Annotated in this window: 25 protein-coding genes and 2 tRNA genes; 11 read left to right on the forward strand and 16 right to left on the reverse strand. The window is 53.3% G+C overall.

Going from position 1 to position 22,557, the window contains the following annotated elements:
• Nucleotides 1-182 precede the first annotated feature (182 nt).
• The 3 genes from ACQKLP_RS19060 (at nt 183) to ACQKLP_RS19070 (ending at nt 1,965) form a co-directional block, all read left to right on the forward strand.
• Entirely contained in the window at nt 183-794 is a 612-nt protein-coding gene (locus tag ACQKLP_RS19060; RefSeq protein WP_427324448.1) for a DUF4254 domain-containing protein, read from the forward strand.
• Nucleotides 772-1,788: a glycosyltransferase family 9 protein gene (locus tag ACQKLP_RS19065; protein WP_427324450.1), complete on the forward strand. Its 1,017-nt coding sequence runs from the start codon at nt 772-774 to the stop codon at nt 1,786-1,788. The genes ACQKLP_RS19060 and ACQKLP_RS19065 overlap by 23 nt, the downstream gene beginning before the upstream one ends.
• A 106-nt stretch (nt 1,789-1,894) precedes the next feature.
• Nucleotides 1,895-1,965 (forward strand) — tRNA-Gln (locus ACQKLP_RS19070).
• Between the two features lie 202 nt (nt 1,966-2,167).
• Here ACQKLP_RS19070 and ACQKLP_RS19075 read toward each other — a convergent pair.
• Nucleotides 2,168-2,497: a hypothetical protein gene (locus tag ACQKLP_RS19075; protein ID WP_427324451.1), complete on the reverse strand. Its 330-nt coding sequence runs from the start codon at nt 2,495-2,497 to the stop codon at nt 2,168-2,170.
• On the opposite strand from ACQKLP_RS19075, the gene ACQKLP_RS19080 reads away from it, so the two are divergent.
• Nucleotides 2,490-2,747 carry a hypothetical protein gene (locus ACQKLP_RS19080; RefSeq protein WP_427324452.1) on the forward strand — a complete coding sequence of 86 codons (258 nt, stop codon included), beginning with the start codon at nt 2,490-2,492 and terminating at the stop codon, nt 2,745-2,747. The genes ACQKLP_RS19075 and ACQKLP_RS19080 overlap by 8 nt on opposite strands.
• A 15-nt stretch (nt 2,748-2,762) precedes the next feature.
• Nucleotides 2,763-3,938 (forward strand): hypothetical protein, encoded by a 1,176-nt coding sequence (locus tag ACQKLP_RS19085; RefSeq protein WP_427324453.1) that lies wholly within the window; start codon nt 2,763-2,765, stop codon nt 3,936-3,938.
• Nucleotides 3,939-3,951: 13 nt separating this feature from the next.
• Here the strand turns inward: ACQKLP_RS19085 and ACQKLP_RS19090 are convergent, their stop codons facing one another.
• Both ACQKLP_RS19090 and ACQKLP_RS19095 read right to left on the reverse strand, forming a co-directional pair.
• Nucleotides 3,952-4,692 carry a hypothetical protein gene (locus ACQKLP_RS19090; protein ID WP_427324454.1) on the reverse strand — a complete coding sequence of 247 codons (741 nt, stop codon included), beginning with the start codon at nt 4,690-4,692 and terminating at the stop codon, nt 3,952-3,954.
• A gap of 105 nt (nt 4,693-4,797) precedes the next feature.
• Nucleotides 4,798-5,295: a hypothetical protein gene (locus tag ACQKLP_RS19095; protein WP_427324455.1), complete on the reverse strand. Its 498-nt coding sequence runs from the start codon at nt 5,293-5,295 to the stop codon at nt 4,798-4,800.
• Between the two features lie 251 nt (nt 5,296-5,546).
• Here ACQKLP_RS19095 and ACQKLP_RS19100 point away from each other — a divergent pair, with 251 nt between their 5' ends.
• Nucleotides 5,547-6,953: a hypothetical protein gene (locus ACQKLP_RS19100; RefSeq protein ID WP_427324456.1), complete on the forward strand. Its 1,407-nt coding sequence runs from the start codon at nt 5,547-5,549 to the stop codon at nt 6,951-6,953.
• Between the two features lie 81 nt (nt 6,954-7,034).
• Here ACQKLP_RS19100 and ACQKLP_RS19105 read toward each other — a convergent pair whose 3' ends face one another.
• The gene (locus tag ACQKLP_RS19105) at nt 7,035-7,580 is read right to left on the reverse strand and encodes a CAP domain-containing protein (protein ID WP_427324457.1); all 546 of its coding nucleotides are present in this window, start codon (nt 7,578-7,580) and stop codon (nt 7,035-7,037) included.
• Nucleotides 7,581-7,888: 308 nt separating this feature from the next.
• Here ACQKLP_RS19105 and ACQKLP_RS19110 point away from each other — a divergent pair, with 308 nt between their 5' ends.
• A complete protein-coding gene (locus ACQKLP_RS19110) occupies nt 7,889-8,491 on the forward strand; it encodes a M949_RS01915 family surface polysaccharide biosynthesis protein (RefSeq protein ID WP_427324458.1) in 603 nt (200 codons plus the stop codon).
• 66 nt (nt 8,492-8,557) lie between these two features.
• On the opposite strand, the gene ACQKLP_RS19115 is transcribed toward ACQKLP_RS19110, so the two are convergent.
• Nucleotides 8,558-9,418 carry a hypothetical protein gene (locus ACQKLP_RS19115; RefSeq protein WP_427324459.1) on the reverse strand — a complete coding sequence of 287 codons (861 nt, stop codon included), beginning with the start codon at nt 9,416-9,418 and terminating at the stop codon, nt 8,558-8,560.
• Nucleotides 9,419-9,665: 247 nt separating this feature from the next.
• Here ACQKLP_RS19115 and ACQKLP_RS19120 point away from each other — a divergent pair, with 247 nt between their 5' ends.
• Nucleotides 9,666-10,934 (forward strand): DEAD/DEAH box helicase, encoded by a 1,269-nt coding sequence (locus tag ACQKLP_RS19120; protein WP_427324460.1) that lies wholly within the window; start codon nt 9,666-9,668, stop codon nt 10,932-10,934.
• A gap of 90 nt (nt 10,935-11,024) precedes the next feature.
• On the opposite strand, the gene ACQKLP_RS19125 is transcribed toward ACQKLP_RS19120, so the two are convergent.
• The 3 genes from ACQKLP_RS19125 to ACQKLP_RS19135 form a co-directional block, all read right to left on the reverse strand.
• On the reverse strand, nt 11,025-12,023 hold the full coding sequence (locus ACQKLP_RS19125) for a carboxypeptidase-like regulatory domain-containing protein (RefSeq protein WP_427324461.1): 999 nt from the start codon (nt 12,021-12,023) through the stop codon (nt 11,025-11,027).
• 165 nt (nt 12,024-12,188) lie between these two features.
• Nucleotides 12,189-13,562, reverse strand: coding sequence for a phosphatase PAP2 family protein (locus ACQKLP_RS19130; protein WP_427324462.1), 1,374 nt, complete (start codon nt 13,560-13,562; stop codon nt 12,189-12,191).
• Nucleotides 13,563-13,626: 64 nt separating this feature from the next.
• The gene (locus ACQKLP_RS19135) at nt 13,627-14,730 is read right to left on the reverse strand and encodes an AI-2E family transporter (RefSeq protein WP_427324463.1); all 1,104 of its coding nucleotides are present in this window, start codon (nt 14,728-14,730) and stop codon (nt 13,627-13,629) included.
• Between the two features lie 126 nt (nt 14,731-14,856).
• Between ACQKLP_RS19135 and ACQKLP_RS19140 the strand changes: the two genes are divergently transcribed.
• Nucleotides 14,857-14,927: transfer RNA gene (locus ACQKLP_RS19140), tRNA-Gln, on the forward strand.
• Between the two features lie 161 nt (nt 14,928-15,088).
• On the opposite strand, the gene ACQKLP_RS19145 is transcribed toward ACQKLP_RS19140, so the two are convergent.
• From ACQKLP_RS19145 to ACQKLP_RS19170, 6 genes are all read right to left on the reverse strand, one after another.
• The gene (locus ACQKLP_RS19145) at nt 15,089-16,063 is read right to left on the reverse strand and encodes a rhomboid family intramembrane serine protease (protein ID WP_427324464.1); all 975 of its coding nucleotides are present in this window, start codon (nt 16,061-16,063) and stop codon (nt 15,089-15,091) included.
• Between the two features lie 404 nt (nt 16,064-16,467).
• Nucleotides 16,468-17,043 carry a DUF417 family protein gene (locus tag ACQKLP_RS19150; RefSeq protein WP_427324465.1) on the reverse strand — a complete coding sequence of 192 codons (576 nt, stop codon included), beginning with the start codon at nt 17,041-17,043 and terminating at the stop codon, nt 16,468-16,470.
• A gap of 64 nt (nt 17,044-17,107) precedes the next feature.
• Complete coding sequence (locus ACQKLP_RS19155; RefSeq protein ID WP_427324467.1) at nt 17,108-17,965, reverse strand: helix-turn-helix domain-containing protein; 858 nt, start codon at nt 17,963-17,965, stop codon at nt 17,108-17,110.
• 103 nt (nt 17,966-18,068) lie between these two features.
• Nucleotides 18,069-18,371, reverse strand: a complete 303-nt coding sequence (locus ACQKLP_RS19160) for a helix-turn-helix domain-containing protein (protein ID WP_427324468.1) — start codon at nt 18,369-18,371, stop codon at nt 18,069-18,071.
• A 21-nt stretch (nt 18,372-18,392) separates the two neighbouring features.
• Nucleotides 18,393-18,527: a hypothetical protein gene (locus tag ACQKLP_RS19165; RefSeq protein WP_427324469.1), complete on the reverse strand. Its 135-nt coding sequence runs from the start codon at nt 18,525-18,527 to the stop codon at nt 18,393-18,395.
• Between the two features lie 26 nt (nt 18,528-18,553).
• Nucleotides 18,554-19,312, reverse strand: a complete 759-nt coding sequence (locus ACQKLP_RS19170; protein WP_427324470.1) for a hypothetical protein — start codon at nt 19,310-19,312, stop codon at nt 18,554-18,556.
• A 236-nt stretch (nt 19,313-19,548) separates the two neighbouring features.
• Here ACQKLP_RS19170 and ACQKLP_RS19175 point away from each other — a divergent pair, with 236 nt between their 5' ends.
• Together ACQKLP_RS19175 and ACQKLP_RS19180 are read left to right on the forward strand one after the other, a co-directional pair.
• Nucleotides 19,549-20,499 carry a ring-cleaving dioxygenase gene (locus ACQKLP_RS19175; RefSeq protein WP_427324471.1) on the forward strand — a complete coding sequence of 317 codons (951 nt, stop codon included), beginning with the start codon at nt 19,549-19,551 and terminating at the stop codon, nt 20,497-20,499.
• Nucleotides 20,500-20,511: 12 nt separating this feature from the next.
• Nucleotides 20,512-21,135, forward strand: coding sequence for an alpha/beta hydrolase (locus tag ACQKLP_RS19180; protein WP_427324472.1), 624 nt, complete (start codon nt 20,512-20,514; stop codon nt 21,133-21,135).
• 70 nt (nt 21,136-21,205) lie between these two features.
• On the opposite strand, the gene ACQKLP_RS19185 is transcribed toward ACQKLP_RS19180, so the two are convergent.
• Both ACQKLP_RS19185 and ACQKLP_RS19190 read right to left on the reverse strand, forming a co-directional pair.
• Entirely contained in the window at nt 21,206-21,829 is a 624-nt protein-coding gene (locus ACQKLP_RS19185) for a CatA-like O-acetyltransferase (protein ID WP_427324473.1), read from the reverse strand.
• Nucleotides 21,826-22,521 carry an HAD family hydrolase gene (locus ACQKLP_RS19190; RefSeq protein WP_427324474.1) on the reverse strand — a complete coding sequence of 232 codons (696 nt, stop codon included), beginning with the start codon at nt 22,519-22,521 and terminating at the stop codon, nt 21,826-21,828. Before ACQKLP_RS19190 ends, ACQKLP_RS19185 begins: the two co-directional genes overlap by 4 nt.
• Nucleotides 22,522-22,557 lie beyond the last annotated feature (36 nt).

Consider the following 22,557-nt stretch of genomic DNA (forward strand, 5'->3'; position numbering starts at 1 on the left):
TTGCGGGCGTCTCCAACATGCCGGCACCATATGGTCAGCGGATGGTTTCGTTGTCTGAAAATAACTCGAAGCCCTCTTTAGAGAACCATTGAAAGCCTACACAATTGCATTCTCGAACATTCACATGATTTTATGCCCGGCACACTGTTTCCACAGCGTGCTTTTTTATTTACATTTGCTGCATGTTTACCGCACTTTGCATCGAAATTTTTGACCAGAGTATCCGCGATTACCATGTGGCCAACGATATCCACCAGGCGATCCGGAACCCTTATGAAAACACCTCCGTAGAACACCTGCTGTACGCCAAAAACTGGATCGATACCGTGCAATGGCACCTGGAAGACGTGATCCGAGACCCGGCCATCGACCCCGTGAAAGCCCTCGGTATGAAACGCTGGATCGATAAGTCGAACCAGGAACGGACAGACATGGTAGAATATATCGACAGTTTTTTCCTCGAAAAATATAAAGACGTGATCCCCGTGCCGGATGCGACGATTAACACCGAAAGCCCCGCCTGGGCGATCGACCGGCTGTCTATCCTCGCGCTGAAAATTTATCACATGCGGGAAGAGGCTACACGGCCCGATGCTACCGAAGAGCACCGCCTGGCCTGCGCCCGCAAGCTGGAAGTGTTGCTGGAACAGCAGCGCGACCTGTCTACCGCCATCGAAGCCCTGCTGGAAGATATTTCCAAAGGCCGCAAGTACATGAAAGTGTACAAGCAGATGAAAATGTACAACGATCCTTCGCTCAACCCCGTTCTGTATGGGCAAAAATCCGGGCAATAAGCCCACGACGCTGTTGGCCGTGCGGCTGAGCGCCATGGGCGACGTGGCCATGACCATTCCCGTTATGAAACAGGTGCTGGATGCTTATCCGGACCTTACCATCGTTTTCGTCACCAATAAGAATTGGGGAGCCCTGTGCCAGGGCATCCCGCGGCTCATATTCGTACCGGCCGATGTAAAAGGCGAGCACAAAGGTGTAAACGGCCTTTTCCGCCTGTTCCGCTCCATCCGCGCGCAATTCCCCGGCATCCGCGCCATGGCTGACCTTCACCAGGTTTTGCGCAGCCAGATACTCCGTTCCTTTTTCCGGATGACGGCCGTCAAAATAGCGGTGATCGACAAGGGAAGGGCGGGGAAAAAGGCGCTGACGCGGAAAGAAAACAAAATCCTCCAGCCGCTGACTTCCACCCTCGACCGCTACCGCGCCGTATTCGCGGAACTGGGGTACCCGGTAGATGCGGACGCGCCCGGCACATTGCCGCGCAAGCCTTCCGCCAAACCGCGGATCGGCATCGCGCCGTTCGCCACTTACCGCGAAAAAACGTATCCCATCGAAAAGATGGAAATGGCCATCCGCACGCTACGCGGGAAAACGGACGCAGACATCCTGCTGTTCGGCGGCGGCAAGGAAGAAACCGCGAAACTGGAAGCCCTGGCTGCGCGGGTCCCGGGAGTGGAAGTGGTAGCAGGGAAACATTCCCTTGAGGAGGAATTGCACATTATCAGCAGTCTTACCGTGATGGTGAGCATGGATTCTGCCAACATGCACCTGGCATCGCTGTACGGCGTGCCGGTGGTGTCTGTATGGGGCGCTACGCATCCATTTGCAGGGTTCATGGGATTCGGGCAGCAGGAAGCGAACGCGGTGCAGCTGGACCTGTATTGCCGGCCGTGCTCGGTGTTTGGCAGCAAGCCCTGTTTCCGTGGGGACCATGCGTGTATGGAAGAGCTGGCGCCGGAAAGGATCGTGGCGGCGGTGACGCGGTTGTTGTAGCGTGAAAGCCTTGGCAGGAGGGTGTTTCAGTAAAAAAATGAGAAAATTCCGAACATTTTTTTTGCGGAAATAAAAAAATTGATACTTTTGCAATCCCAACGAACGGTGCCCGATAGTATAATGGTAGTACGACAGATTTTGGTTCTGTTTGTCTAGGTTCGAATCCTGGTCGGGCAACAAAGAAAAAAGCCGCTTTACGAAGCGGCTTTTTCGTTTTTACACCCATCCCCCCGCCCGCCACCATCCTGCTTCCTGGCCGTTTTTGCAGCGGCCGGTCTTGCCCCGCGGGATCTTTCGTTATCCGGACCATCCCATCCAAAAATCTACGCCATCCGGATTATTTTCTCCGGTGAAGCCAGGATTGCATAAAGTTGTGCTATCATTGCATAACATTGTAATGTGTCGAAAGCATGAAACTGTCGTACTGATACGGTATCAACTGAATCGTCTGCCCCAAATCCAATTCAACAGCATAACCATTTTTTCCAGCCTGTATTCCATTTAATTTTACGTTTTCAATCCTATAAGCCATGGCAAATAGCAAAAAAGCAGCATCCGCCAAAGCCAGCCCTAAAAAAGGAGCAAAGGCCAAATCCATCCCCGGGAAAGCGCCAGTCTCCAGGTCGGTACCCGCAGCAGCACCGGCCGGAAATTTGAGCACCGAAGCGTTGGTTGCCGTTAAGACGGCCGTTTCGCAGAACGTGTCCATCGATTTTACTTTTACTGGCGGCATCGGCCAGGCTACGGCCATCCTGTTCCGCAACGGCGTGCTCATCAACATGCAAAGCATCAGCGAAACCGGCAGCATCGTTTTTTCGGATGTGCAGTCGGGCGATGTGGTCACCATCAACGGCGTTTGCACGGGCGCCGCTGCCGTCAAGCTCAGCACGGCCACCATCCCCGCGAATCCGAAAAATTTCCCGACAGGCCTCATGATGGCCAACTTCTTGATCAAATAACCGACGAATATTCATATGAAAACGCAACGCGCCGGACTCGTTCTTTTGCTGATGCTTTGCTTGTCCGTACAGCTCATGGCCCAGCAAAAATCGCCCAACCCCATATTCACGGCCGATTCGCTGGCTTCCGGGAATTATAAGGACGTGCTGAACAGCTTCTTCCAGCTGGGTTTGGAAAGATTGACCAGCCCCGACAAGGAAATCCGCATCAAAGGCACGCCCTTCGCCGTTATGGCCAAACTGGACACCACGCTGCTGATCGATAAAAACTACCGCAACTACACCACCCTCAGGAACCTCAACTATGCGGTAGGGCTCCGGTTAGACAGTTCGTTCCGGTTCAATGGTTTTACATCCGGCATCACTTTCGCCATCGTCAACAAGCGCGATGAAACCGTCAGCAAAGCATTCCTGAAAACAGTGGAAAACAACGAGCGCGTGCAGCAGTTGTATGCCGCCAACACTGCCGCTGGAAAGGAAATCAGCAAAATTCAGGACATGAATGTGAAAGGAGCGTTGCTGCTGGAACTGGATGCATTCGTCAACCAGGGTACACCTTTCAAATCACTGAGCCCCGAACTGAAGGAAATTATTTTGAAAGCGGCCGACGAGCCTCTCCGCCAGGAGCTTAACGAAAAAGGCGATTACAATTTCACGGATACGGCCAAAGCGATTTACAGCCAACTGAAGGACGATCTCCAGAAGAAAGTGCTCTGGACCGTCGGTGTAACGGATACTACCTACAAAGATCAATTCGTGTTTTCCAACCTGGTGCTGCATACCCAATTCCTCAAAGGCCTCACGCAATCGCCGGAAACGACGCACGACTGGGAGCTGGATATCAAATCAGGCCTTCAGTTCGTAGACGATACGCTCAAGTCGGGCAGAGACCTCAAGCGCATGCTGTTTAACCTGGAAACGGGCATGAACGTGGTTTTCAAAGCGAAAACGACCAAGCGGAGTTACCTGGAGATCAAGTTTTCGGGATCTTATTATCGCAATTTCGCGCAGCTGTACCCGGAGGAGGAACGCGACCGCCTCTCGCTCAATGCTACGGTGCGCCTCCGGGTGTTCCCGGAAGTATGGGTGCCGCTGGAGTTCAGGTATGATCCGGAAAACGGGAATTTCCTCGGGTTCATCAACATCCGCGCAAACTTCACGGCGCTGGGGAGCATCGCGAAGCAGCTTTGAATGGATTTGAAGTCTAATACAACACCGGTACTTTATTCTTCTCGATTATCCACTGGAAATTGATCTGCCCGTTTTCGTCGAAAAGATCGTCCATCGTGGAATAAGTCAGTTTTCGCTGCCCGTCTTTTTCGTACAGGTTCATGCGGAAGCCCAGTGGCACCGCATATCGTACTTTTTCAGCGTCGGCGGTGAAAACCATTTCAGTGATGACTTCGTTGCCGTATTCTTCTTCGCGCCAGGCCAGGAAATGGAACCAGAAGAAATTTTCCAGCATGAGGAAAGTTTCGTGATAGCTGGTGATCATGAGGCATCGCCTGCGGGGCGTGGAAATAATGAGCTGGTCGGTGTTTAACGCTTTGCAGGCTTCGGCGAGAAATGCAGGTGAGAGGATTTTTTCAGCGGAATGGTCTTCGCCGGAATCGAAAATGATCCGGCCGGCCATGCTTTCCGGCAGATCGAATTCATGTGGATAGTCATCGATGTTTTGCTGCCATTTTTCGAAATTGGATTTTATGGATGGATCTTCCAGGTCTTTTGGTGTGAGGTACTGGAATTTGTCGCCCGCGTCCTGGGCAAAAACGATAACGAGCTCAAGTTGATCGCCGATTTTTACGAAGGGATGATGAACGGCGTGCGGAACCCCTTGCCAGCGGGCGTCTTTGATCATGGGGAACACCGGCACTCGGTCTTTTTCGATGGTTGCGGACGGGTTATCAGGCTCGGCTTTGCCGAAAAGTTTTTTGAAGAATCCCATAAAAGATACGGTTGTTTTGCTTGAAAGAAAGCCATCCCGCTCAGGAATTGGCTGCTTCTCAATTTACCGAATTTTTAGAAAACCTCTGGTCGGGATGTAAGGCACTCATGCTTTCGGAACAAGAAAAGTTTGGGTGGATTGCATCAATCGCTGCTGTCCGTTTGGCGCAGTTTCATACGTTTCGTCCCGTTCGAATTTGATGGCAAGATGATCCAGCCGCATGGCTTGAATGATTGCAGCTGCCATTCGCCGTGCGATCGCCCAATCGGGATGGGAATCCAGCTGGCGGTCGTCCCGGAAGTCGGGGAAACCCTCCCCAGAGCGGTCGGAGAAAAACGCCAGCAGGTTTTTCATCATGTCGGCTTGCTCAATTGTCAACAGCTGAAGTCGGAAGTATTGATCGCAGGTAAGTCCCAAATAGAAATCCAGCTCTTCGGCCAATTCATCGCATATGGCGCCCATGCCAACGATATCGCGTTGAAGCGCCGCATCGGCAGCGATGGTAAAAATGCATTTGATCAAACCGGAAAACCGCAGGCGTACCACGTTTTCTTCTACGTAAAGATCGGTTGAGCTATAATCGAATGTAGGATCGAACTGCATAGATTGATTTATGTGGGGGCCGGTCGGGTTAATAAAAATCTTTTTTCGTTTCGTGTATAGGTATCGGGCCGTAAAAATAAGGAATTTCCGGAGGATCGTACAACATGCGTTGCCTTAAGCCGGCCGGCCGCATTTTACATCCATCAACCGACATTTCAACGGAAATGGGTTGACTCGCTTCCGATGATTGCGGAGTTTCGTGCCAGATTACCCCCAAACCCCATCCATCGGAAATCATCAATTACAAGCATATGAAGCACCTCATTTGGGTACTTTTCCTGGCATCCGCATTCGCTGCCTGCAGGAAGTCCGGCCCGCCGGGCGGACAGCCCGGTCCGCAGCCCCAGCCGCAACCCCAGCAACCGGATATTCGTCCGCACGGAACACCCGTCGGCACTGCGATCAAAAAGACGGTCGGGGCGGCAGGCGGTACCATCGTCGCTACAGGCGGCCGGATCACGGTAGATATTCCTGCCGGCGCGTTGGCTGCCAATACGGAGCTCACGTTGCAGGAAGTGACGAACACGCTGCCGGGGAGCCCCGGCAAATCGTTCCGCCTCGGGCCGGAAAGCATCAAATTCGCCAAACCCATCACGCTGACCATTCCATATACCGACGCGCTGCTGGCGGATTCCATTCACCCGGACGCGCTGTTCCTCGCTTACCAGGACAAAGCCGGCGGCTGGCGGTTCATGGCTAAATCGCGGGTAGACAAAGCGAACAAAGTGGTGAAAGTGGAAACAGACCATTTCTCCGACTGGGCGCTCTACGCGCTGTTCTGGCTGCATGCCGACCTCGATTATCTCAGTATCGGGAAAACGACCGAATTGCAGGTGCTCTCGATGATGAACGAGCCCGGCCGCCCCATCGGCGAACATCCGGAAATCGCGATCACCGCCGCGAAAGCGCTGGAAAATCCCAACAACGTGAAAAACTGGAAAGTTACCGGAGAAGCAGGCGGGACGCTGGAGCCCCGCGGACTGAAAGCCCTCTTCAAAGCCCCGGAAACCCTGCAGTTCGACAATATCGCCAGCGTTTCCGTGGAAATCCACGACTGGGTGCCGCCGGAGCTGCGGCCAGGCAGATCGGCCCCCGTGCTGACGCTTGTGCAGGACATCACGATCGACGATGGGACGTATTGGCTTTCCACGTACAACAACGTGCTGTCGGAAGGGATTCCCCTGCGCAATAACGTGATGGTCCACGAAGGCGATTTGATCATCAACGGAATTATCGACGATGTAGAGCCGGTAGACGGTTATACGCTGCAGGTTTTCGGGAAAGGATATTCTGCCGGCTCCCATCCTTATTACAGCATGGACCATGACGTTGAAAATGCGGGAAAGGTACTGGGGATGAAACTGCCCCAGAACGCGGCTACCTTTTACGTCGAATGTCCGCCGGACGGGCTGAAATGGATCCCTTCCCCGGGATCGGTGAATATCACGGAGGTGACGACGGTGTTTGGCCGCAAGTATGTGAGGGGAACGGCAACGGGGTCGGTGTGGCGCGAAGCCGGTAGCTGCGAAGCCATCCGCGTGGGGAATTTTTCCATCGAGTTCAAGGTGGCGATCCGGTATAATTTCAATGATTTCGGCGCCCTGCAACCGATGATGGCCAAAATGATGACGGCATCGATGTTACGGAAGCGAAAATGATTTTTTTAGGTGATATAGTGGAGGTCCGGCTGCTGCGGCGCCGGACTTTTTTTATGCGGCTGACGGTTCCGGCTATTATCGTTAATAGCTCAGCGCGAGCTCCTGCGTCCAGTAGTTGCCCGATCGCGCGATGCCGGTTTCCTTCAGCATGGGGTCCATCATCGCCATACAGTGCGTTTTACTGCCCATCCAACCTTCCACGACCGTCTTTTCCGTCAGAATGCCCAGCGCAATATTTTCTGCATATCGATGCCAGTTGAATCCCATCTTACGTATCCTGTCGCCGCCGGTACTGCCGTTTCGGCCGGTATGGCTCATGTAGACACTGTCTTTCATCTCTTTGCTGTGAAGCCAGGAAGCCTTTTCCAGCCGGATGTTCCAGGTGAGGGGAGGTGCCGGCGGCATGTATACCTCGCCGCAGTTGCAGCCTTTGGCGCGAAAGGCATTGACGAGGCGCAGCATGTTGGCACTGTCTACCCGCTGGGTCATCACAAAGCTCGTGTCTTTATATTCAAAAGGCAACGATGCTTTCCCGTTTTCGGGCAGGATCCATTCTTCCAGGGGCTCTTTGGTACAAGCACAAAGCAATAGCAGGCCTGCGGCGCAGGCGAGAATTGAATTTTTCATAGCGGCTTTTTTTGTGCGAAAGGCAAACAATAAGCGCCAGGCCAAAAGAATACGGCCGTGGTGTCGATAGCGCAGACGCCGGTATGGCTGCCCAAAGCAGTGAATAAGGAAATTGGTAATGGAAAAGGCTGGTGGGGAAAGACTGTCAGTGAAGGTTCGGTTGCCCGGTTGGGCGGATCATCTCGTTAAAAAGGCTATTCTCACATTTCGATACAAAAGTAAACGGCAGCTTTGCCTGGTTCAATGACCGTAATCATCAGAATGGATGATCGTGGGAGGGAATGGAGGGGATTTCTTATTTTCGCCGGATGCGTCGCTTCATTACATCCATCTTACTGTTTTTCCCTGCATTCGCCTTCGCGCAGGAAGTGAAAATTATCCCCCGCGAGGAGATCGACGCGGAATACGAAACAAAAATCCCCGTGTACAAGGGTTTCAGTTACATGGATAATTCCGGCAGCTGGAAAATCCTCCTCTGCGAAAACCAGGCGAAAATAACCGCCAAAGATACCGTCAACACCGCGCTCCAGGCCGTCTGCCTCCTCGAAGACCATGGCGGCTACCTCGAGAAATGGACCCTGAACGATTTCATCGAAAAAGAGATGGAGGAAACCCATATCTGGTTCACCACGAGTTACTGCTCCTTCCGCGATCTCGACGCCGACGGCCGCATCGATCCCATCATCGTGTACATGACCAAAGATGGCAACGGTATCCGCCGCGTGAAAGTGTTCGTGGTGTACAAAAACGAAAAATTCGCCGTCCGCGCCGTGGAAAATGAGTTCGATAATGGCCGGTCGCTGCGCTACGCGCCGGGGTTCGACAAACTGCCGGCACCCATCCGCAATACGGTAGAAAATCTGCTGCAGCGCATGCGGAAAGACCGTGGGATCCTGCTGAAAAACGGATAAAACACATTGAATATACACAAAGGCCCGCCGGTTCCGGCGGGCCTTCGTGTTATATAGCGTGATGCATCAGTAATGGAAAGTATGCTCTACCGTCCGGTCGAGTTGCGGATTGTTGGGATAAAAAACCTTTGCGCGGCGGAAGGTCAGTTTCTCCTGCTGGACCGTATAGCTGATTTCCCACCGGCGCGTCATGGTTTCCGCAGCGCCCGCGGCTTGCTGGTGCTCGGAGAATTTGGCGGGCATCCGGTCGAGGACGAACATCAGCGGAACATTGTAGAGTTCATAGTTTTCGAGGTCCATTTCCGATTCGGAAAATATCCAGGGGCTGAATAGGAACGGCGCGCTCCATTCCTGGAATCGGATGATGCGTTTGTTGCCGTTGGGTTGCGTGCTGGTGATTTCCACCGGGCGCTTTTGCGCGTCGTACGTATAGTTGACTTCGGTAACGAGCTGTTCGCCGGCTTCGTTGAAGTTATAGTACCGGATGCGGGCGGGCGTGTTGTCGGCGGCGTTGTAGGTGAAGTAGTAATTTCTACCGGTGGGGTTGATGAGATGGCGGCTGGAGATCCGGTCTATTTTACCGTTTTTGAAGACGTACACGCCTTCTGACAGGGAATTTTGGGTGGTGATGCGGGCCAGCATGCCGTTTTCGTAATGGAAATCCACATCGGCGGATTGCTGGGTGGCGGGATTGATGGATTTGTACTTTTTCAGGGAATTATCGGTGTTCCAGGTATATTCTATCCGGAAGTTGGCGCCGGGAACGAGGGCGATGTCGCACGATTTGAGGAGATGCCCTTTCACGACTTTGGTGAGTACGGGAACGGGTTGGGGGGAATCGGGCTCCTGGGGCGGAGGGTCGTTTTTCTTCGAGCAGGCGGCCAGGGACAAGGCGGCCAGCGCGGTGAGCAAAAGCCTGGTTTTCATAAAAAAGCATGGTTTTGAATATAGGTAAGCTACCGATTAAAACCCGCGCGGGAAAGGCTTTTCCGATGAAGCGAATGATTGGCTGCCTGAGAGGTATAATAAACAATCCTAATGCGAAACCGGCGCATTGGGGGATTTTCCGTATCTTTGTACAGTTTTTTTATGCTCCTGGAGATACAATTCGAGTTTTTCCTTCCCTTTAATTTGACATCCAGGCAGTTATCAACGTTACATAAAATCATATCAATTGTCATTCGAGAAATTAGGCCTCATTACACCCATACTTCGCGCACTGGAAACACAAGGCTATACAACACCAACACCCATCCAGGAACAGGCGATACCTGTAGTGCTGGAGAAACGGGACCTGCTGGCGTGCGCCCAGACCGGTACCGGCAAAACCGCAGCGTTCGCTATTCCGATCCTGCAATTGCTTTATAAGGAAAAGGAGGCAGCCCAGGCGCCCGACCGTCATATCAAAACGCTCATCCTTACGCCCACGCGTGAACTGGCGATCCAGATCGCGGAGAATATCCGGGATTATGGCGCGCACACCGGCATCCGCCACCTCGTTATTTTCGGGGGCGTTTCCGCGCAAGGGCAGATCGAAGGACTGAAACGCGGAACGGATATCCTCATCGCCACGCCCGGCCGGCTGCTCGACCTCTGGCAGCAGGGGCATATCAACCTGCATTACATCCGCCAGTTCGTGCTCGACGAAGCCGACCGCATGCTCGACATGGGTTTCATTCACGACGTAAAGCGCGTGATCACCAAGTTGCCGCAGAAAAGACAAACCCTGTTCTTTTCCGCCACCATGCCCGACGAAATCGCCGGCCTGGCGAACTCCATCCTCTCCAACCCTGAAAAAGTGGCCGTAACGCCCGTTTCCAGCACAGCGGAGAAAGTGGAGCAGCAGCTGTATTACACCGATAAAGCAAGCAAACGCAAACTGCTCGTACATGTGTTGAAAGACGCCTCGATCGTGAGCGCGCTCGTCTTCACCCGTACCAAGCACGGCGCAGACCGCGTCGCCAAAGAACTGAGCAAGTCCGGCATCACCGCCAGCGCCATTCACGGCGACAAGTCCCAGAACTCGCGCCAGCGCGCCCTCACCGATTTCAAGGCGGGCCGCATCCGTTGCCTGGTAGCTACAGACATCGCCGCGCGCGGTATCGACGTAGACAACCTGTCGCATGTGATCAACTTCGAGATCCCCAACGTGCCCGAAACGTATGTTCACCGTATCGGCCGTACCGGTCGCGGTGGCGCCAGCGGTATCGCGCTTTCTTTCTGCGACGATGAAGAAAGGGCATATGTGAAGGATATCGTAAAGCTCATCAAGCAGCAGATCCCCGTTGTCAGCGATCATCCTTTCCCGGCCCAGGAAGCGCCCGCGGCCCCGGCTCCCGCCGTACAGCTGCGCCAGTCTTCTTCCCAGCAGGCGAACAACCGCAAGCAGCAGCAAAAGCGGAAATGGCACGGCCGTCCGCAGCAGAACAAACAGAAGATCTAACACAACCGCTGCGTTAAAAATACCCGACCGGCATCCCGAAACAGTATTCACTGCAGCAGGATGCCGGTCGGCGTTTATAGTATCTCCTTGCTATAATCTTACATACACATTGGCCTGGTCCCACTCGCCGCGGTTGGGCATCGGCTTGGAAGTGGCGTTGAAACCCGGTACGAAGGAAACATACCAGGCTTTGGTATCCGTATCGTATTGCAGGCCATAAGTGTCTGATCTGTAAGGGCCATGTACCTCCATTTTCAGCGGACGGCCATCGGCCAGTTTCGCTTCTATCTTGTAAATACCGATAGGAATATTGTTGATATTGCAGCTCAGGAAGTTGTTGCCCAATTTCTGGCGGATGGTGAAAGTCCGGCTGGCGTCGTAGAGCATACCGCCGGCGGGCGTCAGTTTCAGGATGATTTCGGCATTCTTGGGCAGCGCGCCATCGGTACTGAACGGTCCGTCGTAAACATCCCAGTTCAGGTAGATCGATCCGCCGAAGTAGTTGTTGGAATACCATGGGCGATGGGCGGCATCGGCGGCATTGGCGGTACCGTGGCCGAGGGCCATCCAGTGTTCCACGCCGCCTTTGTCGTAGGTGTAGACGCTGGCTACGCTGTCTGCCGTGAAAAGGCTGATGGGCACGGGTTTCCCGACATAATTGATAACGGCGAACGCGTGCTTGAATTCCGCGGCGCCTTCGAACTCGATCTCATAATATCCTTTGTCGTTGGTAGTTGTAGTTACCAGTTGCTGGAAACCCGATACTTTTTTCAACAAACCTAGTTCTGCGCCTTCGATAGGGTTGCCGGACGCGTCTGTCACGTATCCGCGTACTTTTTTCGGTTTGAGCGCCAGTTTGGGAAATACGGGGCGGATGGTGGGCAGTCCTTTCATGACGATGGCGTAATTGGTGGTGGGGCCCATGGAGATGGTGGTGTCTCCGCGTAGCACGGGCACCGATACGATCGTGGGCACGCCTTCGTTTGCGGGATTGCCGGGATTGGGGTTGTCGGGGTTTTTGTCGCCGCTTTTCGAACAAGCCATGCAGCATGCCAGCGCGGCGAACGCGAGTGAAGTGATCCGTTTCATGATGATGATTTGGCGCAAAATTATCTTCGCCAACGGATCACCCGGGGTGGGGGAATGTGATATGAAGGTTGGATGGGTTGAAAGGATGGATGACGGGTTTAAAGTGAAATCCAGGCGCATGAAGTGTAGGCGGAGACGTGAGGTACAGGCCGCCCATCCGCGGAATCACCACAAAAAAGCCGTAAGGCCCAATCCGAAAGTAAAATGATTGAAGCGCACTTTTTCCGTGCCGAGATGTTTGAAGAGGAATTTCCCGTCGTCGGTCACGTCGTCCACGACGTCGATCCCGAAATCATGATCCGAATCAAAATAAGCGCCGTACGCCTTGATGCCGATGTTCCGCGAAATCCTTTTCTGGATGCCCATCCCCGTCGACCAGCTGAAAGTTCCTTCGGGTTTGTAGCGCAGGTAAGGGAAATCGCTTCGCTGGAGGAGGTCTTGCCAGTCGCTGTTCAGCCGCAGCATCACGTTACCGTCGGATCCCAGGGAGGTGCCGCCCAGTATTTTCGCCGTTATGAACCAGTTGCGGGGAAGGGGGATGCTGAAAAAGGGGCCGGCATGCAGGTACCGGATGCCCATGGGTTGCGTATAATGCCCATCGCTGATGATGGTTACGTCGGGATCGGTGATGAGCAGGCCATCGTCGTTGATAGGAAAAGACGTGAACGCGAATTCCGCGCCGGCGCCCACGTTGCGGTGGAAGAACCACGCGCCTTCGGCCCCCATGTTAAATCCGCGTTTGGCGGATATGCCATTGACGTTTCCCGTGAGGTCTTTCGTAGTGGCTACCGCATAACCCATGCGGATTTCCAGGAAGCTGGGCTTGCCGTCTACCGGGATCGGGTCTTTATGAATAACCGGCCTTTCGCCCTTTTCCCTGTAAATCCTGTCGGCGATCAAATATCCCAGTTCGGTGGAAAGGATGCCGATGCCTGCGCCTGCCACCACATCAGACACCCAGTGGCGGTTGTTGAGCTGCCGGCCGATGGCCGTTCCCGTGGCCAGGGTGTATCCCGCCACGCTGTAGAGCGGGTGTCGGTACTGACCGTATTCCTTGTGCAGGAAAGTCGCATTCATGAAAGAATTGGCGGTATGGCCGGAAGGGAAGGAGTTCCGCTCCGATCCATCGGGCCGTTCCACTTTCGCCGTGTATTTGATCCCGTTGACGACGGCGCCCATAATAACAGCCGAAAACGCATATGAAACGAACGCCCTTCCGGGTTTGTTCTTCCCTTTCACGCCGGCGGCATTCAGCCCGATCACGGCGAGCGCGGGCACATATTGCATGTAATCGTCGAAATGATGGCGGAACGTTGGGATGTACCGGTTCCGCAATTCGCGCACGTTTTGACGTTCTCCCCACAAGGCGGCGCTGCCGGCGAAGAGCACCAGCGGCACGGTGCCGATGCGGACCGCCTTGGCATCCCAGAACCGGTGGATGTAGGCCGCGCTGTCGAGTACTTTCATGGATTGCGCGCTGGCGGCGGTGTTCAGCAGTATGAAGATGGCAGAAAAAATGGATATGGCGGAGCGGTACATGCGCAAAACGGGCTTTAGGGTGAAAGGATATCGAAGGAAATAACAGGGGACTGGTGGCGATAGTTCAGGTGCCGGTTGACGGAAGCCTCCCCGGCCCGTTGTGCTGCCGTTTCCGCTCCAGCCACGAATCGTACAGTGTATACGCAACCGATAGGATGATGGCGCCTTTGAACATACCGGTGAATCCCCAGGCCGCAAGACCGCCTACTACGCCGGTGAACAACACGAGAAAAGGCAGCCGTCCGCCGCTTTTGGCGATGAGGATCGGTTTCAATATGGCATCCGCCGCCAGCACGAAGCCGCCGTAAACCGCGAGGAACACGGCCAGGCCGGTATGTCCCTGCATGGCCGCCCAGATCACCAGCGGCAGCCAAACGAGCAGGGGGCCAACCTGGATGAGCACGAGGAAAAAGACGATGGCGGTAAAGAGCATTTTGAAATGCAGGCCGGCGATGGCGAACCCGATGTACGACAATGCGCTGGCGATGAATGCGGTGCCCATGACGCCGATGGAAACGCCGCGGATGGCGCTCAGGCTTGCCTGGATGAGGGTTTGCGCATCGCTGCGGCCCAGCAGGTGGCGCAGGATATTTTTAAGCGGCAGCAGGGTTTTGGGCCCCGCCGCCAGGAGCATGGCAGACACGAGGATGCCTAGTACACACTGAAGCGTGGCCCCGGCGATCCCCGCGCCGCCGGTGAGCAGCCGGTGCAGGAGGAGGTTGATCTGGCGATCGTGCCCTACGAGCGCTTCGCGGGGATTGTCGCGCAGGTGCTGCCAGAACTCCGCGATGCCGTTGCCTACGACAGGCAGGGAAGAAATGTTGCCGGGGAGGGGCGGGAGGCCATGCTCGCGCACTTCGCCGGCGAACGACAGCAACTGCGAGGCGTGTTTGCCGAGGGCGCTGATGATCAGGATGAAAGGCAATGCCACAATGGCCAGCAACAGGATGCTGTAGATAATGGCGGCGAGGGTGCGCCGCTGCCCGGTGCGCCTGCAAAGCCGTTCGAACGGTTGTGCGAGGGAAACGGCGAAGATGATGGCGAAGGTGAAAACACCGAAAAACACGCGAAGCACGTCGTAAACGGCAACGAACAGCGCCAGCAGCAACAGCAGTACGATAACGGTTTCCACGGTATTGCGGGAAAAAGAGCGGTGGGTCGGCAGCATGTGGAGGCTTTGCGAATAACAACAATTCCCCCGGGCGGAGGGTTCGCCCCAAAAGAAACTTGCGACTAAAATTTTGGAGATTACCAAAATGTTTTGTAATATTGCACCCTCTTTCAGAAGAATTCTTGCCCAATAGTATAAGGGTAGTACATCAGGTTCTGGTTCTGAGTGTCGTGGTTCGAATCCATGTTGGGCAACACAAAAAGGGGAAAATTATCATGTGATAGTTTTCCCCTTTTTCTATTTGAATTACAACAGTTTTAATTGATTTTTGATGCTTCCGGCCCATTATCCCCCCTTTTTTCAAATTATACGGATGTTTGGGACGTACATGACCGGTCGATATCGCTACATACATTTACATGACAGGACTATTTTGCAGTGCCGTCTTGCTGGCGACTAACTTCTTCAAAATTCCCGTCATGAGCAGAATCCCGCCCAGCAGGAACCCGGAAAGCAGGCCGCCGATATGCGCCGCATTGTCTGTACTGCCGGCAATCCCCATCAGCAAGTTGTACCCAACGAAAAGGAGCGTGGTTTTGGTTAATCCGCTGAAAGCGGTGCGGGTCCTTTTGTTGGCGGTCAATAACAGCATCAGCAACATGCCGTACATGCCGAAAATAGCCCCGGAGGCCCCGGCGCTCACTACATCGCTGTGCCACCAGAGGCTGGCAACGCTGGATAACAAACCCGTGAAAATATAAGTGAACAGAAACAATTTCCATCCCAACACCGATTCCAGGAAATATGCCACCAGCACAAACCCGATGAGATTCATCAGCAAATGCACGATGCCGATATGGACAAAGTTGCAGGTGAACATACGCCAGTATTGGCCTTCACCGATCGTCAGCGGGCCGTAATTGCCACCCCAGTTCACAATGTCTATGCCCTGTGGTGCATGTATGCTTACACCACCTAACAACATCAGGACGAAAACAAGTATATTGATATCGATGATCAGCATAGAAACTATGCGGTCTTTCGTTGGGATAAATAAAGATTTGATTACTTGCAAAACCGATGCCCTGGCCGGCTCGCCGTTGAACAATGCCTGCAAATAGGGGCGTTTGCTGGCGCTCGGTAATTCTTCCTTTTTCCGGGAAATAATGCTGACAATTCTTTCTGTGGCGGGCGTAATCCGGATAACCTGTTTCCCGAATTCGCTGATTTCGATACGGAGCCGGTCTCCGGTATTGAAATTGTCGATGTCTTTTTTGGGTAGATAGAGTTTCCGGAGGTATTTATCTGCCAGTTTCAGCCGGAAATGGTCTTTCCGGAACATAGGTTTTGAAACGATGCCGGTTACTTCCGTTATGATCATTCTTTTCATATCGGTCTGGCAAGCGGTTACGGCGTTATGCAAGTTTTTGAAATATGACCAGGCCAGCACAATGAGAAAGGCAAGCCCAAAATACAATAAGGCCATACCGTAGCCCATGCTTTCAATCAGGGGTTGCTGGTTGGGGCGATTAATGAGAAAAGGTGCAATAAGCCAGATGCCGCCAAAGATGATCAGCTCAAACCGGAACTCTTTCTTCCTGTTTAAAAATTGGCGATTCAGTCTTTTCTTGTCGCTTTCGGTTTGATAGGTAAGCACGTGCATGGCGGTAAAAGGGATAATTTTAGTTAACTAATATACGCAAATCCCCCCGCAAAATCGTTCCCCGGCAGCCGCTAAAAGAAAGCAGCTATTCGCAATATGTAACCGTTTACCTTCGAATTCGACTGACCCTGCTACCTGTTGCGCAGGCGCAAAAGCGCCGCCTTCGCGGAATCTGCCAGCAAAACCACGGCCCCCGCGAGCATAATAAGATCTTTCAGCACCAGCCTCCCCGCCGCAGAAAGGTACGGGAACCCATGATGGGCACCGCCGAGATCGGGGACCCAGGTCTCGGGCGTCGTTACGAGAAACGACAACGTGCCCACGCCCATGATGATCGTGAGGAGTGCGCCCGCCGTCCCGAACAGCGGGTTTGCGCGGTTCAGGAGCAGCAGTGCACCCATGGCCATCAGCAGTATCCCTAATCCATAAGCATAGCCGTAAGTATTGTTCGCTTCGTGCCAGGCGATGTTCGCCGGGTGAACTTCCCCTTCCTTGTTGCGGTGCTGCCCGTATTCATCGGGATGTTGATAGAAAAAACGCATAAACGGACTGTTGGCCACAAAGGGAGTGATGCCCTCCGCTTCATACGGTACGAATTTCAACGCGCCGATCCAGATCAATATAACGGAAACAGCTATACGCAACATGCGGACGCCGCTTTTGTCAAGGCGGGCGGCGAAAGCGAGAAAAGAAGCAAGGAATTTCATGAACCGAAGGTACGGCTGTTGCCTCCCTGTAAAAATAGCGGGAAGTCGCCAAAACATGGACGGATCAGACAAGGATCGAAACACCCACCTGCTGCCGGAATTCCCGCGGCGAAACACCCGTCTGCCTGCGGAAGAGGCGGCTCAGGTAGAGGGGATCGTTGTACCCCAGTGCGGTGGCGATCTCTTTTACGCTCTGGTGCGAGAAATGCAACGCCCGCTTGGCTTCCTGCACCACGCGCTCGGCGATGAGGTCAGACGGGGTTTTGGAAAGGTATTTTGCGGTGAGGCGGGAAAGGGCTTTGCCGGTGATGTGCATCGCTGCAGCATAATCCGACGGTTTTTTCCATTGGGTGAAATGCGCTTCGAGCAGCTGGTGGAACTGTTGGAGCCGGGGACCGGCGTCTGGCGGGAGGTGTGTGAGGGTTTCCTCGATCTGGCGGCTTTTAACGCGGGTGGCGATAATGAGGAGGATTTTCAGATGGGCGATGACGAGATCTTTCCGCGCGAGATCGTCGGTGCCAGACATGGCATCGCGGAGCAGGCGGAGGTAATTGTCGGCCGAAGCCGCCTGTTCACCGTCTAGCGGCACGAACGGCGGCGTGTAAATGTTGTTGAACAGGACGCCGTTGCAGGCTACTTCGTGCCGGTGTTTCTCGATACAATAAAAATCGCCATGGAAACTGAGATGGCTGCCGGAAAATTCTCCATAGAAAGTGTATTCCTGGTAGGGCGTGAAGAACAGGAGAACGGGGGCATGCAGGATGAACCGGGCATTTCCGGTTTCGCAAACGGCGGAACCGGTCCGCAGGTGGACCACCGCGTACAGCGGAGCGCGATGCCAGTCGGCCGTTCCGTCGATTTCACGGAGGCTGGCGAGCAGGGCGCTATCGGCGGTTCGCCGGATGTTGTGGGCCGTTTCCATTCCCTAAAGATAAGTAACTGGTTAACAAATCATCCGGTATGGAAAGCCGCAAAAGAAAACCCCGGGGCGCCTGCGCCCCGGGGTTTTTAGTAAAATGGATTATTTATTGCTGGTCCTTATCGATAAAAGATAGCATGGTGGCATGAAAGTCGGGGAAAAGTTCATTGAACAATTTGCGCTTTTCCTGGCTGATATCTTTATCGGGATCGATGGCAGCCAGGTAAATGAATGATACGTCCGTTCCGAAAGCCTCTGCGATTTTTTTCAGCGTTGCCGCATTTGGACGGGCTTTCCCGGTTTCGATCTGGGAAAGGGCAGTTTTCGATATGCCGATTTTATTGGCCAGTTCGGTGGCTTTCATGTTCAGTTTCGCGCGGATGGCTACAATGGCTTTTCCAACTTCCATTAGGATCTGTTCTTTAGGTTTTTATGAATCGAAATCGTCCGGGAGAAATCCACCGAAGAAATTAATAAAATCTCTCAGGTTGAAGTTCGTCGACTTCTGAATGAGTTCCCGGAGGATGAGTGCTTCTTTATAAATTTCCCGGTCTTCGTCAGACATTGGGTTGCGTGTTTCCAACTTCGAGATTATACGCTCGATATATTGCAATAATTTGGTTTTAGTGAACATTTGAAAGAGTTGAAAAAGTTATTGACGCATATTTTCTTCATGTTGAACAGGTGAAAAAAAGCGTTATCGTCACTTTTTCCGTCAAATGGTGTTAGCCGCATTGTTCGGACGATGGTTCTCAGCAGAAAGCGCAAATCCATGTATGTAAGGCGATGTAATCCCCGCCTTATATTTTTAATGAATTTTTTAATGAGGATTTGAACTGCCTGCACAATTTCATGAAAAGATGGCTTATAACGTTTATTCAACGAGTAAGCGATCTCCAGCAATTCCATTATTTTATTCCAATAATGATGTGAGTAATATGCATAAGGGTCATAGAATTCCCGATTAATTAATTCGCTTAAAGGGAATTTTTCTGAAAGTTTTTTTGCTATTGGTTTTGAAATGGAAGCAGGTTGATAGATATGAGGAGTAATGGTGTGATATATATATCTTTCGTTATAAAAATCAGGTGCCCATTTGCTTTGTGTTCTTATCCTTTCGAAGATGATGATTTTGTCATTTAAGTCTGAATTTTCAACAACAAAAGAATCCGTCCCCATATTGATGATATATTGAACCTTTTCCGAAATGCTTCGGGTTACGAACTCTTTGAATTTAAATAAACCAATCGTATGTCTTCTCCATCCACGACCTACGTTCTGATAATACTTGGGGACATTAATATTAATTCTCGGTATGTTTAGCTTTGTGTATTCCATATCTCGGCGCATAATAAAATCATTTTTACAAATGTAGGAGTAAGTTTGATTGTTTAAGTAAAACTTAAACAAAATTTTTACCTTCACCAACCCTTAACACCACCTTCCCATCAACAAATCCCCCATCCCCGTGTTAACCATATAAGCCCGAGCCCCCGGCACCAGGAGAAATGGGACCACCACATCCCACGATCCATACATCGCCAGGGCCACAGGCTACACTACATTTGAGGCTCAAAACCATTGTCATGCAACAACTCGTCACCGGCATCCATCACATCACCGCCATGTGCGACAGCTCCCAGCGCAACATCGATTTCTATTGCGGCATCCTTGGCCTCCGCCTCGTGAAAAAAACAGTGAACTTCGACGCACCCGACGTATATCATTTCTATTACGGCGACGAAGCCGGCGCCCCCGGCAGCATCCTCACCTTCTTTCCCTTCGCCGGCATCGCCAAAGGCAGAAGGGGAAAGGGAATGCTCAATACCACCACTTTTTCCGTTCCGACTGCGTCGCTGGACTACTGGCAGCAACGACTCCAACGCTTTAACGTAAACGCAAAACCGCCGCAGGAACGCTTCGGCGAAACTTTCATCTATTTCGAAGACCACGACGGCCTCGGCCTCGAGCTCGTTTTCGTCGACGCCGATCCCCGTCCGCCGTTCTCCTACGGCCACATTCCCCTGGAACACGCGATCAGGGGCTTCTTTTCCGCGGAAATCTGGGAAGAAGGCTACGAGAAAACGGCCGAATTGCTCACGGGCCTCCTCGACCATACGCTCATCTCCGAACACGAGAACCGCTTCCGCTTCGCAGCCAACGACGCACCGGGGAGCTACGTCGACGTGCTATGTACGCCCGACAGCCTGCGCGCCCTCAGCGGAGGCGGCACCGTACATCACATCGCTTTCGCAACGCCCGACCGGGAGGCGCAAACGGCCGTTCGCGCGAAGCTCATGGAACGGTCCTTCAATCCCACGCCTATCCTCGACCGCAACTATTTCACTTCGATATATTTCCGCGAACCGGGCGGCGTATTGTTCGAGATCGCTACGGCCGGACCGGGCTTCGCGATCGACGAACCGCTAGCGCACCTGGGCGAGGCGCTCAAGCTGCCGCCGCAATACGAGCCCATGCGCGCGGAGCTTTTGGCGTCGCTGCCCGAAGTTTCCGTCAACCCCGATCAATTCCGCTAAACCGGTCCTGCTATGCATACCAAGCGAATCATCACATCAGGGATCCCGCTCAAACAGGCATCGCGGGCGCTGGTCCTGGTACACGGGCGCGGCGGCTCAGCCGATGACATTCTCACGCTGGCACCACTGCTGGCCGTGGGAGATTACGCGTTGCTGGCGCCGCAGGCCAACGGAAATTCCTGGTACCCGCATTCGTTCCTCATGCCGCAGGAAGATAATGAGCCCTGGCTCTCATCCGCCATAGACGTGCTTTCCGCCACGGTGCAGGATATCCTGGACGCCGGCATTCCGCACAGCGGCATCTTTTTTACGGGTTTCTCGCAAGGTGCCTGCCTCACGCTCGAATTCACGGCGCGCCACGCAGTGAAATATGGCGGCATCGCGGCGTTTACCGGCGGGCTCATCGGCGATCATGTGCACCGATCCAATTATGCGGGAGATTTTGCCGGAACGCCGGTTTTCATCGGCAGCAGCGATCCCGACATGCACGTTCCCGTGAAGCGCGTGCGCGAAACGGAAAACGTCTATCAAGACCTCAATGCCGCCATCACCGTCAAAATATACCCGAACATGGGGCATACCATTTCCGGGGACGAAATCAACATCGCCAACGAAAAAATCTTCGGCAAAATTTAATTATGCTTATGTGGAAATCAAAAAGCCTGTCTTTGCGGACAGGCTTTTTTTATGGGAAGAAATGATTTCGCTACGCGTTCAGCAGCTCCTGGAAACGGTCCAGGTATTGGGCTACGTGGAAACCGTCCATCAGCGCGTGATGCACGTGAACGGACGTCGGCATCACCCGCCGGCCGGCCTTTTCCGTCATTTTGCCGAAAGAGATCTTCGGGCAGGAATCAGGGAAGGAAAAACTGCGTGCGTGGGAAATGCCGGTAAAATTGATCCAGGGAAGGGAGGAATAGTGGATGACGTTTTCGCCGGAAACGGCCGGCACTAGCCCGGTGGAAGCCTGCACCCGCGCGATTTCCGCGTTGGCGGCGGGCAGGAAATCGGCCATGGCGGGATGGAAATCCATATACGCGAAGCCGAAAGTGCCGTCGGGGCGGTTGATGGTAGGGGAGGCGTTCACCTGGCCGAAGATCCAGACATCGTCCCCGGAAATGCGGTACCGGAAAGGCTCCGTTTCGTTGGCCGCCACCAGCGAGCAATGGAGGTATTCCAGGAAGAAGGAATGCCCGCCCGCTTTGGCTCTGTTATATGCAGCCGTACAATCCACTTCCACGGTTACGCCGAAGAACGGTTCTTCGAACCGGCGGAAGAACGCAAACTGGTCTTTGCGCGCCCATGTTGCGATGTCTAACTGTTTTTTCATGATAGTAAAAGCGGTAAGATTTCAGGAATGGCGATCACTTGCCGGAGGTTCTCGTGTTCCACATTGTGATCGATCTTTTCATACGCCCAGGTGGTGTGATAGGGGATGTGGATGGCGTGGCCGCCGAGCGCCAGCACGGGCAGTACGTCCGACTTGAGGGAATTCCCGATCATGAGGAAATTTTCGGGCTTGCAGTCGAGATGACGGAGGAGCTTTTTATAGTCTTTCTCGCCTTTTTCGCTCATGATCTCGATATGATGGAAATAATGTTCCAGTCCGGATTTGAGGAGTTTGCGCTCCTGGTCGAGCAGGTCGCCTTTCGTGGCTACCACGAGGCGGTATTTGCCTTTGAGGGCTTTGAGGACGTCTTCCACGCCTTCCAGCAGTTCTACGGGCTTGGCGAGGAGCTCCTTCCCGAATTCGATGGCTTTGTTGAGTATTTCCGGGTTGGCGGTGTTGTTGCTGACGCGGAGGATGGTTTCTACCATGCAGAGCATAAAGGCTTTCACGCCGTAACCATACAGGGGGAGGTTCTGCATTTCGGTGCGGAACAGTTCCTGGGAAACGGTGTGATGGGGGAGGTAATCTTCGAGGAGGGCGCAACATTTCTGTTCGGTTTCCTGGAAATAGGGCTCGTTGACCCAGAGTGTATCGTCGGCGTCGAAAGCGATCGTTGTGATGTTCGTTATCATGATTTCCGTTTTAAGAATGGGGAAGTCAAAGGTAGG

The organism is Chitinophaga sp. NPDC101104, from assembly GCF_050277495.1.
Classification (GTDB): domain Bacteria; phylum Bacteroidota; class Bacteroidia; order Chitinophagales; family Chitinophagaceae; genus Chitinophaga.